Origin of the sequence: Nocardia arthritidis NBRC 100137 (assembly GCF_001612765.1) — a bacterium.
GTDB classification, from domain to species: Bacteria; Actinomycetota; Actinomycetes; order Mycobacteriales; family Mycobacteriaceae; genus Nocardia; species Nocardia arthritidis.
The window spans coordinates 177742-198797 of sequence record NZ_BDBB01000001.1; the positions used below are offsets into that span (position 1 = coordinate 177742).

Consider the following 21056-nt stretch of genomic DNA (forward strand, 5'->3'; position numbering starts at 1 on the left):
CCGTTTCGTTTCACGTCGGAATGATTCGCAACGTCAGCTGATTGACCCGCCCTGTCTCGGGGCGTGCGCTTACCCACTACAGCCGACACGGTTTGCCGCGCGCTCGCAATACAGTCGTTCGCACGGAAGGCGGGGTAAGTCTCGGACCAATAGGTCAGGCGCGGAATCGGTTTGCAGTCCACAAGCGTCCACAGAAGCGGGGGTGCGTCGGCTCGATGGAAAATCCTGGATTTCTGCTTCGAACTGCCCGGCTGAGCCGAGGAGTGAGCCTTGCGGCGCTCGCCGCGAAGACCAACTACAGCAAGTCTCTGCTCGGGATGTTGGAGAACGGGCAGCGCGATGTGAAGCAAGAGCACATCATCAGCTACTCACGAGCGCTGAACATTCCGATCAGCGCACTGATGGCACCATCACCGGACCCGATCCGAGTCGCACACGAATGGCTGGTGGGAGAATCCGCACCCAAGACACATGCCTCCGCTGGTCGGCGCGTCGGGGACGAGTTGGCGACCGAGATGGAACGACGTGTGGTCGAACTTCGGCATCTGGATGACAGCGTAGGTGGCGAGGACTTGTTCCCGCTGGTATTGCAGGAGTTCGAAAGCGCTCGGAAGATCATCACGGAATGCAGTTATTCCGATCGAGTCGGGAAGCGGTTGCTGACGGTCGCGGGTGAACTGGCACAACTTGCCGGGTGGGTGGCCAGCGACGCGGGCAGATACGACGACGCGCAGCGGCTTTATCTGAGCGGCGCATCCGCCGCCGATGATGCCGGAGACCGCGTGTTGACGGCGCAACTTCTGTCGAGTCTGAGCTACCAGATCGCCAATGTCGGGAATCCCAGCGAGGCGACGCTGCTCGCTCGCACCGCCGTCAAAGGCGCGACGGACGCACCCCCGGTAGTCCGCTCCTTGCTGACGGATCGCTTGGCGTGGGCATGCGCGCGCTCGCGAGATCGCGAGGGAGCCGAACGGGCGCTCGATGCGGTCGACGAATCGTATGATCGCAGGTCATCCGACATTTCCGAGCCCGAGTGGGTGTACTGGATGGACCGCACCGAGATAGACGTAATGGCAGGCAGGTGCTTCGTCGAGCTGGGCGAACCCGCCAAGGCGAGCGCACTGCTTTCCCGTGCGATCGGGCAACTCTCGGCCGACCGAGCTCGTGAAGTTGCCCTGTATCGCACCTGGCTCGCGGAGTCATTCCTGAAGAAGCGGGAACTGGACGCAGCACGCGCCACCATTCGAGAGGCGGAGACGGCAGCCGCCACCGCCCACTCGGTACGGTTGGATCGGCGGATCGCCGAAGTACGGGGAATGCTGACCTGAATCCCTACCGGGCGGCACCATGGAAATCGGTGAGACCCTGGCGAATCCACCGACGTCCGCTTCCTTCATCCGCAACAGCTCCGACACGAACCGATCCACGAAACTGTCCGGCTACGCTTGGGGCACCATACCGAAGCACGTAAACAGCCCTAGCTAGGCTGAGCTCAGCCGACTCCACAGCATCGAGGACCGGCTCCCACAGCCATGCGAGCGGGTCTCACTGATCGCCTCGATCACCATGCGGCTAGGCATATCACCCTTGCCGAGCCAGCGTCCGGCAATTCGATACGAGGCCGATCACATATCGACGCATGCGGCTATCCGTGCCCGGAATGCGGGTGGTGCGAACGTTTCCGCATGGGCGCGGATGACGCGGGGATCGTAGTGGGCGGTGTCGAAGTCGGCCATTGCCGCGGCCAGGCGGGTGACGACGTCCGTATCGGTGCCGGGAGCGAGGTGTTCGCCTGTCATGCCCGGTCGTACCGTGTCGAGTGCGCCGCCGGCGCCGAGGGCGATCACCGGGGTACCGCAGGCCATGGCTTCGACCGGGACGATGCCGAAGTCTTCCACGCCGGGCATGAGCAGGGCTCGGCAACGTTGGTACATCTCCCGCAGCGTGTCGGTGGAGGTGGCGCCCAGAAAAGTCGTCTCGGGTCCGGCGAGAGCTTCGAGCTGAGACCGGAAGCGTCCGTCGCCCAGCACGACCAGCCGTTTCCCGGCGAGTTGAGCGGCTCGGATGGCAAGGTCGGCGCGCTTGTAGGGAACGAGGCGACCGGCGTAGAGAAAGAAGTCCTCCCGGGCACGTGCGGGATCGGGGGTGAAACGGTCGACATCGACGGGTGGATTGATCACGGTGGCGGTCAAACCCCACCAGTCGCGGATCCGGTCGGCGACGGCGGTCGAGTTGGCAATCACCCGGGCCAGGCGCGGCGCGGCGCGCAGCTCGGCATGGCGGGCCAGCGCGCCCACGGCGCCGAGGGCGAACTGGCCGGCCCGTCCACCGGCTTCGCGGATGCGGAACTCTCGATCCCAGGCCCATCGGGCAGGGCTGTGCACATAGGCGATCACGGGTGCGTCGGTGGCCAGTGCGGCCTGGGTGGCGAATGAGTGGTGGCTGACGACCACGGCGTCATAGCCCCGCAACGGCATCCGTCGCAGCGACCGGGGGACGAGCGGCAGCAGAGGGGCGTGCCGGCCGCGGGTCAGCGCGTGGGCGCGGGAGAGCCAGGTGTCGTGGACGCGCTGGACGGGCGGGCGGATTCCGCTCGGCGTGACGATCGGCGCGTAGATGTCCGCGCCGGGCCAGGTGCGGGCGAACTCGCCCACCACGGCTTCGGATCCGCCGAATTCGGTGAACCGTTCGTGGACGATGGCGATGCGGGGTGCGGTCATCGAGATGTGCTCGCTTCGATCTGTCGGGGTGCGGCGGTGCGGCGAAGCGCGGGAGCGACCGATCGTCCGCGCAGCAGTCCGTCGACGGTGCCGCGTTCGAGGGCGGTCCGGTACACCTGGGCCGCGTCCGCGCAAGCCGACAAGGTGGCGGCGATCGCGTCGTGGTCGTGTGCCGCCGAGGTGACGAAGGATTGCCCGAGCACTCCGCGTTGAAGCAGTTCTTGCAGGAACAACGTGCGGAATGCCTGGCAGGGTTTTCCGTCGGAATCGAGGGTTTCGAAGATCAGGCACGAGGAGCGACCGCGGACCCGGAGGTGATCGCCGATGCCGAGTTCGTCTGCCGATGCCGTGAATCCGGTCGCCAGCGCGGCGCCTGCCGCTTCCATGCGGGAGATCGGATCGCCGGTCCGGTACGCCGCGGCGACCGCGCGGAAGGCCGCGAGCCCGCTGGTTTCCGGGCCGTGCGTGGTGGACAGCAGAAATACGCGGTCGGCGTCGGTGCGCAGGCCGCCCCGCTCGAGGTATTCGCGTCGTCCGGCGAGCGCAGATATGGGGAATCCGTTACCCATGGCCTTGCCCCAGCAAGACAGGTCGGGAGTCACGCCGTAGACGGACTGGGCGCCGCCGGTGGCCCAGCGGAATCCGGTGATCATCTCGTCGAATATCAGCAAGGTGCCGTGCCGATCGCACAGGGCGCGTACCGCCTCGAGGTAGCCGGGCTCGGGTTCCGCCGTTGCGGTGGCCGCCTCCATGATGACCGCGGCCACGCTGTCGCCCGCCAGGACCGTGGCGAGAGCGTCGACGTCGTTGTAGGGGAACCGGACAATTTCCGCGCCGACATGATCGGGGATGCCTGCCGACATCGGTGTCGTCGCGATGAACCAGTCGTCGACCGAGAAGAACGGCTGCTCGCAGACGGCGATCCGCTGGCGGCCGGACACAGCCCGGGCCAGCCGAACGGCGGCGGTGGTGGCATCGGAGCCGTTCTTGGCGAACTTGACCATGTCCGCACCGGGAACGAGGTCCAGGAAGTCCTCGGCCGCGAGCAGCTCCAGCTCGGTCGGCCTGCTGAAGTTCACTCCGTCGGCGATGGTGGTCGTCACGGCGTCGAGGACCGGTGCGTAGGCATGGCCGAGGGTGACCGAACGCAGGCCCATTCCGTATTCGACATACTGGTTGCCATCGGCATCCCACACTCTGCATCCGTTGCCGCGCAACAGTATCGGCGCCATCTGCTCGGGATACTGGTCGGCTCCGCGGGCGTAGGTGTGAGCGCCGCCGGGCACCAGCTCGTGCAACCGACGCTGCAGCGCATTGCTGCGGGCGAACCCGCGGTGCGGTGGGACGTCGAGGTGCGGGTTCATCTGGTGCTCCGTTCGCGGTGCGGGCGGGGAAGCCGGGATAGCAGAGCCGTGCCGGGTCCGCGCGTCATCCGGGGGCGGCCGGACCGGGCGGATGACTGTACGCCCAGAGGTCGTGATCGCCGCGGGGTCCGAAGACATCGAGGTGCCCGCGCATCCGTCCCTCCTCGGTGAACCCGGCGGCGGCGACCGCAGCCGCGGCGGCGAGGTCGGAAACCGGGATCGCGGTGGCGATGCGGAGGATTCCGAGCCGTTCGGTCGCATGGCGCACCAGCACGCGGAGCACGTCGGCGCGGAGTTCCGGGCGGGCCGAGGCATCGGTCCAGATGCTGAGCCGGATGTTGTGATCGAACATGTCCAGCCCGTGCAGCCGGGCTTCCCCGACGAAGCGGCCGTCGTCGAGGATCGTCAGCGTCAGTCCTGGCCGGGAACGCAGGCCTGTCCTGGCTTCGGCGAGTTCGGCCAGCCAGCGGCGCAGGGAATGTCGGCGCAGCCAGGCGGCGGGTGACATCCGCGGGTCACGTGCCAGCGTCGCGCGGTTGCGGATGCGGGCCGCGCGGCAGCGCCGGTAGTCGGTGACCCGGCGGGATCGCACCAGCACCCTGCCTTGGGCGTCGGAGCCGGTGAGGGTGATGACGGCGCTGCCACGCAGCCACCTGACCACCCGGCGCGATCGGGACAACTGGAACCGCAGATGCGCGGCTGCGACGCTCGAGCGGGGCGGCCTGTGCGGGACGGCAGGCGCGGCGGGCAGTTGCGTCGTCATCGGGCGGAAGCGTTGCCGGGCCAGATACGCGGCGGCGAACCCGCGGTCGGGCCGATCGGCGCGGATCACCGCCCACAACTCGTGGTCGCGGCGTGCGCCACCGGCATCGAAATAGGTGCTCATCCGGGCTTCGTACCGCAGGCCCGTCGCGGCCGCGATCTTGGCGGCGGCGATGTTGCCGGGTGCGATCGGTGCGGTGATCCGCATGAGACCGAGACTGTCGAATCCGAAGTCCACCATCATGGCCAGCACAAGGCCACCGATGCCGCCACCGGCGACGGCGGAGCCTATCCAGATCCCGAGCTCGGCGCTGCGGGCCGTCGCATCGATCGAGGCCAGTTCGACCTGCCCGGCGAATCGACCGGCTACCTCGACGACCAGGCTCACCCACCGCCCGGCGCGGCCCTCGGCCCGGTTGTCGAGGCATTCCCGCGCCCAGTGGCGGGCGGTGTGGCGGTCGTGCCAGTCCTGCGCCGAACTCACCCAGTAGGGCTCGATGATCGCGCGATCGCGGAGCCGGATCCGCCGCCACTCGGCGAAGTCGTCGAAGCGCGGCGGCCGCAACCGGACCGCCGTTCCGATGGGACCGGTGATGGTGGGATGCGCTTCGGTGCGGCGGTGCGGGCGTCGGGTCATCCGCCGGGACGCTTCCTGCCGAGCGCTACGGTACCCAGCTTCCCGTCGTCGGAGACGGTGAGCCGCCAGTAGCCGCCGTCGGGCGCCTTGAGCACGGGACCGTTGTCAGCGTGCTCGCAGACCCAGCTTCCGTCGGCGGTCACCGCGGCGCGGACAGCGCCGTCGCTGTTCTGTGCCTGGAACACGTCCGCGCCGTGCGGCCCCGCTTGGGACACCACGGTGCCGGTGAAGCGCGGAGTACGCATGCCCTTGCGGCCGATGACGGTCCACCCGGCCGGAAAGACCCCGTCGGGAATGTCGTCGGTGATGCCGGAGATCAATCCGACCGCGGTGCCTTCCGGACAGCCGGCCTGATCCACGCGCACCGGGATGCCCGGCGGCCGCGACTCCGCGTCGAAGATCACGTTCGCGAGATACGGCTGTCGGCAGTAGTTCAGTTCGAGCCCGACCGAACGGGCCGCGACCTTCGCGTTGACCATGCCGAACTGCGCGGGTCCACCGCGCCCGTTCTCGCCGACGGACAGGGCGACCTCGGCTCCTTCGAACCACACGTTGGTCAGCCACCAGTCGTTGGCGGCGCCGTCGACCCGCAGGTGGCGGTCGGTGGTGAGCGGGTTCTGGTCGGAGACGAACTCGACGTTGGTGAGTGCCAGCCCGGCGTTGTGGTCGTTGCCGGTGCCGAGGACGCCGGTGTGATTGCTGGTGAACTTCGAGGAGGTGACGTAGTTCTGGATACAGGATGTGGTCAGCCCGATCCCGAAGTTGTTGATATCGCAGTTGATGAAGGCGGTGCCGCCGGTGTTGTCGCGCAACACGACGCCGCGCTGGGTCAGGTACTGCGGATGGTTATCGCTGAGGTGGTTGCCGCGCAGTACCACCGCGTCGAAGGAGCAGCGGAAGCATTCCGACAGCTCGACCGCGGTCGAGCCGGGACCTGTGGTGAAGATCCCCAGCCTGGCGAAACGGACCCGGCTGCGCTTGCGCAGCCGCACCAGAGTGCCGTTGCCCGCGTAGACGATCGTGGTGACGTCGGCACCGTCGCCGAGAATCGTGGCATAGTCCGGCAGATCGGGCATCGACTCGACCCGGTAGTGCCCGGCGGGCAGGTAGAGCACCAGCGGCCCGTTCGGGTCCGCGGCCACGGCTGCGGCCAATGCCTTGGTGTCGTCGGCGATACCGTCTCCGACGGCTCCGAAGTCCCGGACGTTGCGTGCTCCGGGCGCATCGGTGGTGGGCGATCGAAACTGCGGGTCGTCCGGCTCGGCCGTGGCGCAGGCGGCGGTGAGCGGAATCGCAGCCGCCGCACCCAGAGTCGCGGCGAGCAAGCGGCGCCGCCGGAGAAAGTCGTCGCTCATACCTTCATCCTTCCCACCAGCCGGTCCACCGCCGAACCGGGTGTGCGGTGGCTGACCACACCGGTCGGCCCGGCCGTGCCGAACGCGGTCAGGGCGGCACGCAACTGCGGTCCGGTGAGTCTGCCGAGATCGGCGACGCCGAGGACGGCATCGGATAAGGGCGCCACGGCGACCGCGTCGGCGGCGGAGCTGACCGGTGCCGTCTCGATGACCACGCGGTAGTAACGCTCGCGCAGATCGGCGATGAGATGAGCGAAGTGCTCCGAGGCGATCAGGTCGGACGTGTCCGGCTCGATGTGCCCGATCGGCAGCACCGCGACCCCGGTCCCGCCCCAGTCGTCGGTGATCGCCCGGTCCAGTGGTACGCCGCCGCGCAACAGTGTCGTCAGGCCTGGACCTGGCATCGCGCCGGAGCTTCCGCCGCCGGAGGTGTCGGCGTCGACGAGGATCACCGGATGACCGGCATCCGCGAAGGCCAGCGCCAGAGTGTGCGCCACCTCGGACCGTGATCGGTCGGTGAGGCTGGTGCATTCGATGGTCTGAGCGCCCCGCAGGTGATTGCGCAGCCGCCGGGCCGACTCGGCGGCGGATTCACCGTTGTCGAAGTCGGCGAACACCGGAACCGGCGCGACATCGGCGAGGTCGCCGCTGGTGCGAATACGCCGGTCGGTGCGTTCACGCAGAAATGCGGCGGCGAAGCCGAGTAGCAGTCCACCGAACAGGCCGAGAGCGACGAACCGGCTCGCCCCGGGGCCGGCCGGAGCGGCCGGTAGTCGGGCACGGTCGACGACCGAGACGCGGGCGGCGGGAGCAGCGCCGGTTTCGATGGACTCGAGACCGTCGACCAAGGCCCGGAACTGGGCGACCGTGGCGTCGGTGAGATCACGCGCAGCCTGTGCGCTGGGCGCGGAGACCGCGATCTCCAGGATCGTGCTGGCGGGCGGCGACGAGGCGGTGATCCGGCCGCGGAACTCATCCGGGGATTCCGTCAGTCCTTGATCGTGGACGACCCGCTCCGCGACCGCGGCGCTGGTGGCCAGTTCGAGATAGGACCGCACGCGCTGCTGGGCCGCCAGGCCGCCCTGGTAGGAGTCGTTGACCGAGGTACCGGTGGCCATCGAGACGTACATGGTGCTGCTGGCCACGTAGGTCACCGCCCGCGACGAGGCGTACCAGACGGCGGCCGCCGTGACGGTCAGCGCGAGCGCGGCGATCAGCACCCACCGCCGCCGAACGATGTGCCAGATGTCGATCAAACCCATGGACTGCGACCTCATGTCTTCGTAACTGCTGAAGCGTGCGCCGGTGCCGGGAGCGGCGTCGGGCGGCGGCGGAATTCCGTGACGATCAGATGGACGAACCAGGCGAGCACGGCCGACTGCGCGAATTTGCCCAGATTCTCGAAGCTGCCGAGGATGCCGCGTTCGAACAGGGTGGAGGCGCCGGTGATCGCGAGCCCCAGCACCAGGACGGGGAAGTGCCGCCGATACAGCGATCGCTCCCAGGCGAGCAGCAGCACGAAGGTGAACACGACGGCGACAACCACGCCGGCCTCGCCGCCGAGCAAATAGCCTTCGTTCACGTTGCCCTCCGCGAGGGACACCGACACGGTGCTCATATCCACTGACGCGCCACGCACGTCGTTCGCCCAGGCCGTGCCGGATTGGAGCTTCTCGGCACCGAGCACCTGCGCCGGGATCAGGCTGAGGCTCGCGTGGTGTAGTACTTCGCCGGGGGACAACCAGCCGCCTGGGCCGACGAAGTAGGCATCGGTGGCGGCTTCGAGCAGGTCGAAGCGCCGCAGGATACTCAGGAACGGCCGGACGTTCGCCGGGTAGCGGGAGTCGACGACGGTGGCGTCGAGGGCGGCCGTGCCGGAGTTCTTGAACGACTGCAGCCAGCCGAATCCGGCGACGCCGAGCACGCCGATCAGTGCCACACCGATCGTGGTGCGCCGGTTCCAGCCGAGCATCGAAAACCGTACGGCCAGAGCGAGTGCGGCGGCGAGGATCGGTGTCTTGGACTGCACGGCCGACGACCAGTACAGCTCGCCCGCGAAGAGCGCGCCGAGCACCAGCGCCGTGGTCTGCGGCCGGGCCGGCCGGAGGAAGACGATCATCCCGAGCGCCGCGATCCCGGCGAACGTGGCGACAAAACTGAGCAGGGGGTTGCCGCTGCTGACCTCACCCGCAGTGCCCAGCGATCCGGTGGCCACCGAGGCCGCCCGCCCCAACAGCCCGAGCGCGTAGAGCACCAGCAGCGTCGGCATCACGTCGGGGTCCGCGACTGCGGCCGGGACGGGGCGAGGCGGGTGCCGACGCCGCCAGAGCGCGTAACCGATCACCAACAGCGCGTAACACCACAAGCCGAACACGACGTGGTCGAGCACCAGACCGATTCCGCGGTCGTACCCCAGACCAGCCAGCCGGGGGTCGGAGATGTTGTCGCCATAATGCGGGTCCGGCTGCACCGCGAGCAGCACCAGCGGCCGCGCCACGTAGGACAGCGACCAGAACAGGGCCTGCGCGATGAAGAACACGCGGGTGATGCCGGGAACCCACAGCGCGGCCGCGGCAACCGTGACCAGTGCGGCCGCGACGGCGGCTATATCGGTGTAGGCGTTCAGTTCGCGACCTCCGCGGCGAGGCCGACGATCCGCCGGGCGCGATCCACGTAACGATGCCCCGCGGCGGTGATCCGCCGGTGCCCGGCCGCCGCGATCTCGGCCGCCCGGTCCGGGTGGGAGGCAACCCAATCGAGAATCGAGATCAGCTCGTCGGTGCCGTCGAACAGGAAGCACTCGACGGTGTCGCGCAGCAGGTCGGCGTGTTCGCCGGTGCGTTCACCGACGAACAATCCACCGGCCGCGGGCACCTCGAAGGTACGGCAGGTGTGGGTGTCGCGGTTGCCGGAGTTGAGCAGCACCAGATTGGCTGTCACCTCGGCGACCGCGGCCGAATACCCGGGGCCGTACACCGCGCCGCCGACGACGGCGCGGGTGGCGCGCAACTCCGGAACGCGGCGCCAGCCGGGGCCGCGAACCAGCAGACGCGGTCCGTAGCGGCGTGCCAGGGACACCAGTTCGGCGCGGCGGTCGGGTCGGCACACTCCGATGAAGCCGACCAGATGGTCACCCGCGCCGCGGCGCGCCGCCGGATGATGCCAGGCCGGGTCGTAAGCGCTGAGCACGAACTCGGCGGCACGGACGCCACGCGCCCGCAGCTCCGGCACGTTGTGCTGTTTGGTGGTGACGATCAGGTCCCAGCCGGCTTCCGCGGCCAGGTAGGCATCGGTGAGGTTCTCGGGGTTGGACACGTCGTCGGGGCTGTAGTGCACGTGCAGTGCGGCGGGCACATCGAGCAGTCGCTGCTGATCGAGATGGATTCCCTTGAACACGAACAGCATGTCGGGCCGGAACGTGGCGGCGCTGCGTTCGATCTGGGTGTGCACTCGTTCGACCGTGCGCCGGTCGCGTCGACCGGTCGCCTTCGCGTACACCCACGGCGGCGAGAGCCTGGCCGGGAGCGTCACCTGTGTGGAGTCGACCACCAGCACGTCGTGGCCTGCCTGACGGAAACCGTCGGCCAGCGAACGTGCGTTGCTGCCGAGCCAGTCGTCGCCGACGAACAGAATTCTCATGGTCAGTTCTCCCTCCGGGGCACGACAGGCAGCGGCACGGTGTCGGCTTCGGCGCGGTCGCGGCGGGCCAGGAACCGCACTCGCAGCAGATGCCAGGTGGCGACGGTGATTTCGGCCAGCAGCAGGCCGTAGACCAAGGTATGCGCCGAGCGGGTCCAGACGGTCAGCAGCAGTGCGCCGATGGCGACGAGAGTCCCGAGCAGCGCGCCGATCAGGACCCCGGTGGTGTCCTGGCGCACCGGCAGAATGGCCGTGGTGATGAACGAGGTGACCGTCGTGGCGGGCAGAATCAGCACCTCGATCCGCAACAGACCGGTGGACGCGGCGAATTCGGTACCGAAGACCAGCCGGATCAGCAGGGGCGCGGCCAGCCAGATGCCCGCCGCGGCGAGTGCGGCGACGGCGACGGTCACGGCCAGCGCCTGCATGCTGTGCCGCCAGAACCCGAGATGGTTGCCGCGCCTGGCCATTCGTGGCAGCAGCGCGAAACCGATGGCGTCGAGCAGTGATTGGACCGCGCGCACCAGGCGGTCGCCGGCCGAGTACAGGCCCAGCGAGACGGCGTCGAGCACGGCCGAGTACAGCGTCGCCGCGCCCTGCCCGTAGCCGGTGACCAGCAACCGGGAGACGAACACCGGCACGCTGCGGCGCAGCACGACGCCGTAGTAGCGGGGACGGGCCGGCGACCCGTACCGGCGCCAGGCATCCCACCATGTCAGTGCCACCGTCGGCACGGAGGACAGCAATAGGCACAGCAAGGCGATATGCGGGTTCGGCAGCTGAGGAAGCAGGCCCACCAGCAGCCCGAGATAGCACAGCCGGCCGATGGTCTGATACGCGGTGGAGGTGCCGAACCGCCCCTCACCGATCAGCAGCCAGTCCTCCGACAGGGACCAGAAGCCACCGGCGAACAGGCCGAGCAGCACCATCTGCGCGGCTTCGGGCGCGCGTAGGGCCGAGGTTACGGCGAGCGCGACACCGAAGAGCGTCGCCGTGGCGAGACGGATGGCCAGATAGTCGCCACGCAGCTGGTTGATCTCCCGCAGTCGGGTGTCCTTGCGGGCGTTGATCTCCGGCACGCGGGCGGACAGGAACTGCGTGACTCCCAGATCCACGACGAGCGAGCCGATGAAATAGGCCGACATGCCGATGGCGAGCAGGCCGAGGCCGTGGGCGCCGAGTACCCGGGCGATCAGCGGCACGGTGACGACCGTGACGATGTACTGACCGTACCTGCCGAAACTCACCAGCGCGATATCACCGAGTACCTCGAACCGGCTCGGCTTGCTGTGCGCGCCACCGCCTCCCGGCCCGCGAGCCCCGTCGGCGCGACGGTGCACTCCGCCGGGACGCCGGGGCAGTTCGACCCGGGGGAAGACGTCCGTGGTCAGCGTGGCGAGGTAATCGGGTTCGGTCACGGCGGCGCCACCTCGTCGAGGAAGCGGGTGACCACCCGTGCCGTGGTGTCGATGTCGAAGTCGCGGGCGCGGTCGACGCCGGCGTAGGCGATCCGGGCGCGCGCGGCCGGATCGCCGAGCAGTTCGGTGAGAGCCGCGGTGAGAGCGGCTTCGTCGCCGACGGGCACCAGTCGGCCGGTCCGCCCGTCGGCGATGATCTCGGCCGGTCCGCCGGGCGCCGTCGCGATCACCGCGCAGCCTGCGGCCATGCCTTCCACCACCACCTGCCCGAACGGCTCGGGCAGCACCGAGCAGTGCACGAGCACGTCGGCCTCGGCGAGATACCGGTCGGGGTCGTCGACGTGACCGGTGAATGTCACGGCCAGACCGAGTTCGGCAGCGAGTTGTTCCAGGTACTGCCGGAACGGCTGTTCATCGAAGAACGTCCCGCCGACGAGATACACCGCCGCGGGCCGGGTCGGCACCGCCGCCAGGGCACGCAGAAACACGTCCTGGCCTTTCCAAGGACTCAGCCGTCCCACGACGACCACGACCGCCTCGGCGGCCGCGCGAGTTCGGGGCGGCGGCGGTGTGGCGGGCAGGGCGACACCCGGGTAGGCGACGACCGCCGGGATGCGCGGGGGCAGTGTGGCACGGGTGCCGTGACTGTTGGCGAGCAGCCCCCGGCAGAGCAATGCGGCCAGCAGCCGAATAGAGGTGGCAGGGAGCAGGCCGAAGTAGTCCCGGGACACTCGGTCGTGGACCTGCCAGACGAGCGGCACCCGGGCGCGGCGGGCCGCGACCGCTCCCAGCACCAGCGCCTTGGTGCTCTCGGCGACCAGCACCCGAGCGCCCAAGTCACGGACCGTGGCCCCCACCGTCCAGCCCAGCCGCAGTAGCGCGAGAAACCCGGTGATCAGCCGCAGCGGGCCGGACCCGGTGGTCATCGCCCGGCTGTCGAACCGCCCTGTCACGACACGGGTGTCGATCCCCGCGTCGCGGGCACGTGCCATCACCGGGCCGTCCTCGGTGCACACCAGCGCCACTTCGGTGCCATGCGCGCGCAGCGTGCGCAGCAGCCGCAGGGTGGCCAATTCGGCTCCGGACGGCGCGGCGGTATGGCCGAGGAAGACGGCGGGCCCAGTCATGCGAGCTCCCGATACAGTGCGGCGTGCCGCTGTGCGGCGGCATGCCAGCTGAAGGTCTCCGCGTGGGCGCGGCACTGCTCCGGCGTCGGCCGACGGCCGGAGATCGCCGCGCTGATCCGAGCCGCGAGCGCGGTGGCGTCGCCGGGCGGCACGATCAGCGAGGGGTCCAGGCCCCGCACGGCGTCGGGCAGACCACCGCACCGGGTGACCACCGGCGCCCGGCCCGCGGCGAGCGACTCGAGGGCGATCAGGCCGAATCCCTCCAGGGCCACCGTGGGCACCACGGTGAGCGTGGCGGAGGTGTAGCGGGAGGCGAGCTCATGGTCCGGAATTCGGCCGGTGAACTCGACACTGTCGTCGAGCCCGCCCTCGGTGGCGCGCCGGAGATCCGCCTCCGCGCTGCCGGTTCCGACGATGACCAGACGAGCCTCCGGGTGCTCGGCGAGCACCCCGGGCCACGCGCGCAGCAACACATCGATCCCCATCCGGCGCTCCAGCCGCCGCACACACAGGACGACCGGCGGGGACGCGGGGACCGGGGCAGCTCGGAACCGGGTGAGATCGACTCCGGGCGCGATCACCTCGATGCGATCGGACGCGATGCGGTAGTCGTCGGACAACAAAGCGCGGAAGTGTTCGGAAAGCACGACGAAACGATCCGCGCGAACGTATCGCAAACGTTCGATGAGGTATTTGGCGAAGGCGGCGGCGGGATGTTGTCCGTGCATTCGGCTTTCCGCTGCCCACGGACCGTGGAAATGCACGACCAGTGGTAGCCGACGACCACGCCGGTCCCTGGCGGCCGGGCCGTAGAGGCAGAAGTGGCGATCCACGACGGTGCCGGGGTCCAACGCGTCGCGAGCGCAGAACGCGGTGCGGGCGCGGCGCAGTGTCGACCCGCCGACCGGCCCCCAGGACCGGGCACCGGCAACTGTCCGGTCGGGCCGGCCGAATGCGGCGGCGGACAACGAAATCCCGGGAACGCCCAGCAATGCGCCGTGCAAGTCCGTGAAGTATCGGCCCAGGCCGCCGGGCGCGGCGCCGAACCATTCCGATCCGGTCATGTGCACCTTCACCGCGCCGGAAGCGCTGTTCATGACCCGATCCCCGCATCCCGCATGCGGCACCGTTGAGTCGTCTGCCGAACTCGTTCGCGGCCGGGCAGTATCGGGTCGACCACCGGATTCGGCCTTCTCACGCAGATGCGCGGTATCCGATATTCGGCACCGGACATTACGAGTCCGGATGCCGGCTCGGAGCGAAATATGGCATAGTCTGGGCAATTACGAGGCAATGTCCGATTGCGATTCTGACAAAGGGGCGGCTGGCGATGCGGAAACTGTCGGTGTGCGTGCCGGCCTACAATGCGGAACGAACGCTGTCCGCGACCCTGGATTCCGTACTGGCCCAAGATCTCGATTTCGAGGTCGTGGTCCTCGATAACGCGAGCACCGACCGCACCGGTGACATCGCGCGGGCGCGGTGCGATCCGCGGGTGCGTGTCCTGCGCAATGATCGCGTACTGCCGATCGGCGCGAATTGGGACCGGGCGATCCGGGAATCCACCGGGGACCTCGTGAAGGTGGTCTGTGCCGACGACATTCTGCGTTCCGGCGCCCTCGCCGCGCAGTCGGCGGTGTTCGACGACAACGCGGTCGCGTTGTGCGCCGGCAAGTTCGACGTGATCGACGAGTCCGGCGACATCCTCGAGACCGGGCTGGGGCTGCCGCAGCTGATCGGCCGGCACGGCAGCCGCCATCTGGCCCGGGTGATCGTGCGTCGCGGGGCGGCCGAATTCGGCCCCACCGCGGCCGCCATGTTCCGGCGTACCGACTACGACGCCGTCGGCGGACTGCGCGGCGACCTCGTATTTCCGATGGATGTGGACCTGTTCGCCCGCGTCGGCAGCCGCGGCGGTTTCGTCGGGCTCGGCGACATCGTGGCCGCCTGGCGGAACTCCACGTTCAACCTGTGCAGTCGCACATCGACCCGCAGCAAGCTCACCGAGCAGCTGCGATTCCACCATCGGCTGGGCGCGGATCACCCGGAGCTCGTCGGTCCGTCCGACGTGCTGGCCGGTGACCTGCGCCTGGTCCGCGCGTTGGGGACGCGGCTGCGGGTGCGCGCGCGGGCCGCGGTCGGCCGCTGAACAAGACCGCGGTCGCTGCTGTCGGGAAGTGGCCACCGCCGATCACACCGTCGAGGCTGTGGCCGGTGCGACCGAGTGGGCCGGCGAATGCGGCTGAAGTCGGCGCATCCGAGGGGTGGTGTTCATCGGTACGGCTGTCCTCGCTCGGGATCTGCTGGCCGGGTGCGGCCCGGGGATTGTGGCTGCCGGGATGGAGTCACAGGGTCGGGGGCCGGTCATCCATACTCCCTTCTCTCGGTCCGCGGGGATCGTCGACGAACCAGCGACCGTCGAGTTCTGGCAGTCCGGTCGACACTTCATCCAGTAGGTCGGGCAGCGTCAGCAGCACTCGGTCGGGTGCTGCCGCGATCAGATCCTGCGGGCTGATGATCGGGATGTCGGTGCCGGGCATCCTGCGTCCCCGTTTGGCGGGCGCGGCGTCGGCGACTCCGGCGACAAGTCCCTGGTGCGCACCGGCCAGCGACAGCAGGGCAACCGCCCGGGACGCGGCGCCGTAGGCGTAGACGCGCTGCTGTGCCGCGGCCGCATCGATCAGCCAGTTCCGCAGCGCGCGCACGTGATCGTCCACGAATCGCTGGAGCCGATGCAGCGATTCCGGGGTGATGAGTTCGCGTTCGCGGGCCAGCATCTCGCGCACGGTGTGGTCGGGCTCGGTAGGGCCGCGCCGAGCCGCTACCAGCACCGTCCCGCCGTAGAGGTCGAACTCCCACGCGGTGGTCACGCCCATGCCTGCGGCGGTGAGCGCCAGGCTCAGCGCATGCAGGGAGTAGTACGCGAAATGCCCGTGCCGCAACGCGTTCCACTGCCGTTGTGCCACGATGGCGGCCAGCGAGTGGAACTGCAGCAGGAGCAGACCGTCCGGCGCGGTGGCCGCGGCGCGTGCGGCGAACGCGGCCCGCTGGTCGGGTTCGTGCATGATGCCGAAGCAGTCCATGACCAGGTCCGCCTGCGCCGCGTCCGCTTCGGTGCAGCCCCGCTGGGCCAGCAACGGCAGCCAGGAACCACCGTGCGGACTGCCGAACTCGATGACCGTGCGGCCGCGCAGCAGGCCGGCCGCGTCGACCCGGGCAATCGCATCGGCTGCTTGATCGCGGAGGGCCCGCGGCTCCACGCCGCGGGGCTCGGCGGCCACGGTGTCGTCTTCGGCGAGCTGCGCCAGCTCGCAGTGCGGGCACCGCACCATCCGCAGCGGATGCGCGGTCTCCGCCGGTGTCACCGGCCGGGCCGCGGGCGGGAAATCATCGGCTGCGGGCACCGTCCCGAGATCGAGGACGGTGTGCAGACCGGCGCCGGAGCAGGCGCGGCAGCGGCCGGTCATGGCACGATGTCGGTGTGCGTATCGAGCAGACCGGCCTGGTCGGCGTGGTGGCGCTGGTCCCAGCGCCGGTTCGGGACGACCGTGGCCTGTTCACTCGGACCTTCGATGCCGCCGAATTCGACTCCCTTCTGGGGATTCCGGGGATCTCCGCCAGTTTCGTGCAGGACTCGCAATCCCGGTCGCGCCGTGGGGTGGTGCGCGGCATGCACGGCCGGTCCGGGCGTGGGGAGGCCAAACTGGTCCGCTGCGCACACGGCGCGGTGTATGACGTGCTGGTCGACATCCGGCCGTCGTCGCCGACGTTCGGCCGGACGCAGGCGTTCCGGCTCGATGACGAGGAGTTCCGGCACCTGTACGTACCACCGGGCTTTCTGCACGGATTCCAAGCACTCACCGACACCGCCGATGTGTGCTACCGCATCGATCGGCCGCACGATCCCGCCGAGGATCTCAGCGTCGCCTTCGACGATCCGGACTTGGGGATCGCCTGGCCGCTGCCGGTGACGGCGGTGTCGGATCGCGACGCGAACGCCGGACGATGGAGCCATCTGCGGGCTACCCTGTCACCGGCGCGGTGACCGCACGCAGTCGCGGGTCCAGTGCGCCGGACGCTCGCAGCCGCTGCAGCCGCGCGAGCCGGGTGAATCGCTGGAAGAAGTCCTCTTGGGTGAGGCCACGCTCGGTGTATTCGCGGCAGAGCTCGGCGGCGCCGTCGGACACCGACCACTGTGCCTCGAAGCCGAGCACCGCGCGGGCGGCGGAGAAGTCGACCCGGTAGGAGCGGGGGTCGGCCCCGGTCTCCCCGGTGATCAGCAGTCGCGAACCCGGCACGGTGGCCACCACCGCCTCGGCGATCTCGGCCACGGTGAGGTTGTTTCGCTCCGTGCCGATGTTGAAGGCCCGGCCGGCGACGGCCGTCGCCGGTGCGGTGAGGCAGCGTTCGAACGCGGCCGCGATGTCGCGGGCGTGGACCAGCGGCCGCCAGGGCGTGCCGTCGGAGAGCACCTTGACCGCACCGGTGAGGACGGCGTGTCCGACGAGGTTGTTGAGCACGATGTCAGCGCGAGGACGAGGCGAGAATCCGAATGCGGTGGCATTGCGCAGGAAGACGGGAACGAAGTCGTCGTCGGCCAGCTCCGCGACATCGTCTTCGACCCGCACCTTCGACTCGGCGTACGGGGTGATCGGCCGCAGCGGCGCCGACTCGGTCACCAGCTCGTCTCCGGCGGCGCCATACACCGAGCAGGTGGAGGCGTACAGGAACCGGGACACACCGGCTTCTTTCGCGAGCCGAGCCAGACGCACCGAGGCGCGATGGTTGATCTCGTGGGTGACTTCCGGCGCGAGCGCGCCCAGGGGATCGTTGGACAGCGCGGCGAGATGGACGACCGCATCGATGCCGCGAAGGGCATCGATCTCCACCGATCGCAGGTCGAGGCACAAGCCCACCGGGTCGCCGGAGAACTCACCGAGCAGGCAGTCGGCGAACCAGCCGGTGTCGAGCCCGACGACTTCGTGCCCGGCGGCTCGCAGTATCGGGACCATGACGGTGCCCAGGTATCCCTGATGCCCGGTGACCAGGACTCGCATCGTTGTCACTCCTTTTTCCATGCGATGACGGCCTTGCCCACCACGAAGGCTTCGGCGTACTCGGTGCGGCACTGCACGCCGCGGACCCGCGCGGACGCCAGGAACGCGGTTTCGTCGAACCAGTCGCGACCGGTCTGCGACGGGTAATACCGGTGCAGCAATTGCGATTTCCGCTGGACCAGATCCGCGTCGACCGGGTGGAATACGGTCGGCGCCGGCGTGTCGACCTCCGCCTTGAGAATCTCGTAGCCGAGGATCAGGTGGTCGCGGAACTCGGTCGGCACCAGCTCCGCGAGCGTGCGGTGATCCTGGTGCGCGTCGCCCGGTTGCGGGGCGAACACCAGGTCCGGTTCACCCGCCCGGCGAAACTCTGCTACGGCCGTCTTGATCCGGTCCCAGTGCGCCGGTGCGCGTCCGTCCGGGACGTCGAGCACCGTCAATTCCGGTGTCCGTCCCGAGCAAAAGGCGGTGAGCGCCGCCCGCTCCTCCTGTTCGCGCTGCGTACCGGCACCGGAAAGGACCAGCGCACGCACCCGCATATCCGGATGGGTGCGGGTCAGCGACAGCAGTGTGGCTCCCATGCCGATCGGGATGTCATCGCAATGCGCGCCGAGCAGGGCGATCTCGGCAGGCCGCGGGGAAAGCAGCGCGATCACTGCTCCCACACCATCCATGGCCGGTGTCCGCTGCTGTAGGCCGCATCGAGTTCGGCGCGCTCCTTGAAAGTATCTGCCGGCTTCCAGAATCCGTCGTGGCGGTAGCCGAACAACCGGCCCTGGCCCGCGAGCGTCCCACAGGCGTCCTCCACCAGATCGCCACCGGGTGGCAGCAGGTCGAAGATCTCTCGGTCGAGCACGAAGTAGCCGCCGTTCTCCCACAGGGGCATACGCGCCACGGGAACGATATCCTTGACCTCGCCGGTAGGACTGAGATCCACGCAGTGGAACGACGATTGCGGTGGCACCACCAGGAGAGATGCCGCGGCCCCCGAAGCGCGGAACTGGATGATCATCTCGTCCAGGGGAGCGTCGGTGAGGACGTCGGCGTAGTTGGCCAGGAAGTGCTGGTCGTCGCCGAGGTGCTCGCGAACCCGGCGCAATCGCTCTCCGATGGCCGACTCCACTCCGGTATCGACGAAAGTGATCGTCCAGTCGTCGATATCGCTGCCGAGCAATTCGACCTGGCCGTTGCGGATCACGAAGTCGTTGGACGCCGACTCCCGGTAGCTGAGGAAGAAATTCTTGATGTGCTCGGCGCCGTATCCGAGACACAGGATGAATTCGGTGTGACCGTAGTGCGCGTAGTACCGCATCACGTGCCAGAGCAAGGGGCGGGGGCCGACGAGTTGCATCGGCTTGGGCACCATGTCATCGGTGCCGCCGCGCATGCGCATGCCGTAGCCACCGCAGAACAGAACGACTTTCATCAGCGCCGGTTTCCTGTCGACTCGGCTCCGGCCGGGGACGGCGACGCCGGGTCGACCAGGTGCAGCTTGGGCAAGGGATAGGCGAGCTGACCGCCCCACTCGGCGACATGCCGCAGCTGCGCGGTGATTTCGTGCTCGAGATTCCAGGGCAGCACCACGACCACGTCCGGACGATCGGCGTCGAGCCGAGCCGGCGGGTGGATCGGGATTCGCGTTCCGGGCGTGAATCTGCCGTGCTTGTAGGGGTTGCGGTCGACGGTGTACTCGAGTAGATCAGGCCGGATCCCGCAATAGTTGAGCAGTGTGTTGCCCTTGCCCGGCGCACCGTATCCGACGACGCGTTTGCGCTGGCGTCGGCAGTCGAGCAGGAAGCTCAGCAGCTCATGCCGCACGGACTCGGCACGCCGCCGCAGCGATGCGTAGCCGTCCGCCGAGTGCAGTCCCGCGGACCGCTCGAGGTCGAGCACTTCCCGCACCCGGTCGCTCACCGCCGTCACGGCGGCATCGGGGCGCACCCACAGCCGGATCGATCCGCCGTGCGTCGGCAGCCGATCGACATCGACCACGGTCAATCCAGCTACAGCGAGCGCACGTTGCGCCGACAGCACGGTGTAGTACTGGAAATGTTCGTGGTAGATGGTGTCGAACTGGCCGAGCCCGACCAAATTCAGCGCATGGTGCACCTCGATGGTCAGCATGCCGTCGTCCGCCAGCAGGATGCGTAGCGCACGGGTGAATCCGCGCAGATCCGGGATATGGGCGTAGACGTTGTTGGCGATCACGAGATCCGCGGGACCGTGTTCGGCACGGATCCGACGTGCGGAATGCTCGTCGAGGAAGGTGGTTTCGGTAGGTACGCCCGACTCGCGAGCCGCCGCGCCGACGTTGACCGAGGGCTCGATGCCCAGGCATCGGATGTCGCGGTCGACGATGTGGCGGAGCAGGTAGCCGTCGTTGCTGGCGACCTCGACCACGAAGGAGTCCCTGCCCAGCCCCAGCCCCAGCCGGGCCGCCGCGGTGTCGACGAACTCGCCCGCGTGGCGGACCCAGCTGTCGGAGTAGGAGGAGAAGTAGGCGTATTCGGTGAAGGTGTCCTCCGATGTGATCAGTGCCGGAATCTGCAGCAGCAGGCAGTCGGCGCACACCCGCAGATGCAAGGGGTAGGTCGGCTCGGGCAGGTCGAGCTGGTCGGCGGTGAGGAACGATTCGCACGGCGGCGTGGCGCCGAGATCCAGAATGCTGGACAGTCTGCCGGAGTCACAGAGTCGACAGCGCACAGATCCGATCCTTTGCTCGAAACGTCCCGGCCCGTCGGAACGCCTGTCGCGGCGCACGGAAGCATCAGCTGCCAGGCGTATCACGAGATGCGCGTGACGAGAACGTCATTCGTCGTACGGGCCGCACTGTTGCGACCGTCAGCGTACCGACGGCAATATCGGCCGGATTCCACATCCGCGTTACAAACTGTGATATAGAGCACATTCCATATTCACCTTCATGGTGTTATTCCAGATGTGCATCGAGATGGGTCGCCGGGTTGATCCGGAGCAG

18 protein-coding genes are annotated in these 21056 nt (G+C 68.7%); 3 read left to right on the forward strand and 15 right to left on the reverse strand.

The window, feature by feature from the left end; all coding sequences use genetic code 11:
* The first annotated feature begins 41 nt into the window (after nucleotides 1-41).
* Nucleotides 42-1328 carry a helix-turn-helix domain-containing protein gene (locus NA8_RS00795; RefSeq protein WP_218019375.1) on the forward strand — a complete coding sequence of 429 codons (1287 nt, stop codon included), beginning with the start codon at nucleotides 42-44 and terminating at the stop codon, nucleotides 1326-1328.
* 297 nt (nucleotides 1329-1625) lie between these two features.
* Here the strand turns inward: NA8_RS00795 and NA8_RS00800 are convergent, their stop codons facing one another.
* The 10 genes from NA8_RS00800 to NA8_RS00845 form a co-directional block, all read right to left on the reverse strand.
* Nucleotides 1626-2720, reverse strand: coding sequence for a glycosyltransferase (locus NA8_RS00800; protein ID WP_063048387.1), 1095 nt, complete (start codon nucleotides 2718-2720; stop codon nucleotides 1626-1628).
* Nucleotides 2717-4084, reverse strand: coding sequence for a glutamate-1-semialdehyde 2,1-aminomutase (locus NA8_RS00805; protein WP_063048388.1), 1368 nt, complete (start codon nucleotides 4082-4084; stop codon nucleotides 2717-2719). Before NA8_RS00805 ends, NA8_RS00800 begins: the two co-directional genes overlap by 4 nt.
* Before the next feature lie 64 nt (nucleotides 4085-4148).
* Entirely contained in the window at nucleotides 4149-5483 is a 1335-nt protein-coding gene (locus NA8_RS00810; RefSeq protein ID WP_063048389.1) for a GNAT family N-acetyltransferase, read from the reverse strand.
* Nucleotides 5480-6838 carry a glycosyl hydrolase family 28-related protein gene (locus NA8_RS00815; RefSeq protein WP_063048390.1) on the reverse strand — a complete coding sequence of 453 codons (1359 nt, stop codon included), beginning with the start codon at nucleotides 6836-6838 and terminating at the stop codon, nucleotides 5480-5482. Before NA8_RS00815 ends, NA8_RS00810 begins: the two co-directional genes overlap by 4 nt.
* The gene (locus NA8_RS00820) at nucleotides 6835-8100 is read right to left on the reverse strand and encodes a Wzz/FepE/Etk N-terminal domain-containing protein (RefSeq protein ID WP_063048391.1); all 1266 of its coding nucleotides are present in this window, start codon (nucleotides 8098-8100) and stop codon (nucleotides 6835-6837) included. The genes NA8_RS00815 and NA8_RS00820 overlap by 4 nt, the downstream gene beginning before the upstream one ends.
* Nucleotides 8101-8111: 11 nt before the next feature.
* Nucleotides 8112-9377, reverse strand: a complete 1266-nt coding sequence (locus tag NA8_RS00825) for a hypothetical protein (protein WP_245663611.1) — start codon at nucleotides 9375-9377, stop codon at nucleotides 8112-8114.
* 83 nt (nucleotides 9378-9460) lie between these two features.
* Nucleotides 9461-10477 carry a CgeB family protein gene (locus NA8_RS00830; RefSeq protein ID WP_063048392.1) on the reverse strand — a complete coding sequence of 339 codons (1017 nt, stop codon included), beginning with the start codon at nucleotides 10475-10477 and terminating at the stop codon, nucleotides 9461-9463.
* 2 nt (nucleotides 10478-10479) lie between these two features.
* Nucleotides 10480-11733 (reverse strand): lipopolysaccharide biosynthesis protein, encoded by a 1254-nt coding sequence (locus tag NA8_RS00835; protein ID WP_063048502.1) that lies wholly within the window; start codon nucleotides 11731-11733, stop codon nucleotides 10480-10482.
* 158 nt (nucleotides 11734-11891) lie between these two features.
* On the reverse strand, nucleotides 11892-13022 hold the full coding sequence (locus NA8_RS00840; protein WP_063048393.1) for a glycosyltransferase family 4 protein: 1131 nt from the start codon (nucleotides 13020-13022) through the stop codon (nucleotides 11892-11894).
* Nucleotides 13019-14092, reverse strand: a complete 1074-nt coding sequence (locus NA8_RS00845) for a glycosyltransferase family 4 protein (protein WP_245663621.1) — start codon at nucleotides 14090-14092, stop codon at nucleotides 13019-13021. The genes NA8_RS00840 and NA8_RS00845 overlap by 4 nt, the downstream gene beginning before the upstream one ends.
* Nucleotides 14093-14352: 260 nt before the next feature.
* On the opposite strand from NA8_RS00845, the gene NA8_RS00850 reads away from it, so the two are divergent.
* Entirely contained in the window at nucleotides 14353-15171 is an 819-nt protein-coding gene (locus tag NA8_RS00850) for a glycosyltransferase family 2 protein (RefSeq protein WP_063048394.1), read from the forward strand.
* A 196-nt stretch (nucleotides 15172-15367) separates the two neighbouring features.
* Here the strand turns inward: NA8_RS00850 and NA8_RS00855 are convergent, their stop codons facing one another.
* Nucleotides 15368-16489, reverse strand: a complete 1122-nt coding sequence (locus NA8_RS00855; protein WP_063048395.1) for a class I SAM-dependent methyltransferase — start codon at nucleotides 16487-16489, stop codon at nucleotides 15368-15370.
* 14 nt (nucleotides 16490-16503) lie between these two features.
* On the opposite strand from NA8_RS00855, the gene NA8_RS00860 reads away from it, so the two are divergent.
* A complete protein-coding gene (locus tag NA8_RS00860; protein WP_063048396.1) occupies nucleotides 16504-17067 on the forward strand; it encodes a dTDP-4-dehydrorhamnose 3,5-epimerase family protein in 564 nt (187 codons plus the stop codon).
* Here the strand turns inward: NA8_RS00860 and NA8_RS00865 are convergent.
* From NA8_RS00865 to NA8_RS00880, 4 genes are read right to left on the reverse strand one after another with little or no spacing between them, the layout of a single operon-like run.
* On the reverse strand, nucleotides 17045-18079 hold the full coding sequence (locus NA8_RS00865) for an NAD-dependent epimerase/dehydratase family protein (RefSeq protein WP_063048397.1): 1035 nt from the start codon (nucleotides 18077-18079) through the stop codon (nucleotides 17045-17047). The genes NA8_RS00860 and NA8_RS00865 overlap by 23 nt on opposite strands.
* 5 nt (nucleotides 18080-18084) lie before the next feature.
* The gene (locus NA8_RS00870; RefSeq protein WP_063048398.1) at nucleotides 18085-18735 is read right to left on the reverse strand and encodes a PIG-L deacetylase family protein; all 651 of its coding nucleotides are present in this window, start codon (nucleotides 18733-18735) and stop codon (nucleotides 18085-18087) included.
* The gene (locus NA8_RS00875) at nucleotides 18732-19505 is read right to left on the reverse strand and encodes a sugar phosphate nucleotidyltransferase (RefSeq protein ID WP_063048399.1); all 774 of its coding nucleotides are present in this window, start codon (nucleotides 19503-19505) and stop codon (nucleotides 18732-18734) included. Before NA8_RS00875 ends, NA8_RS00870 begins: the two co-directional genes overlap by 4 nt.
* Complete coding sequence (locus tag NA8_RS00880; protein WP_063048400.1) at nucleotides 19505-20782, reverse strand: class I SAM-dependent methyltransferase; 1278 nt, start codon at nucleotides 20780-20782, stop codon at nucleotides 19505-19507. The genes NA8_RS00875 and NA8_RS00880 overlap by 1 nt, the downstream gene beginning before the upstream one ends.
* Nucleotides 20783-21056 lie beyond the last annotated feature (274 nt).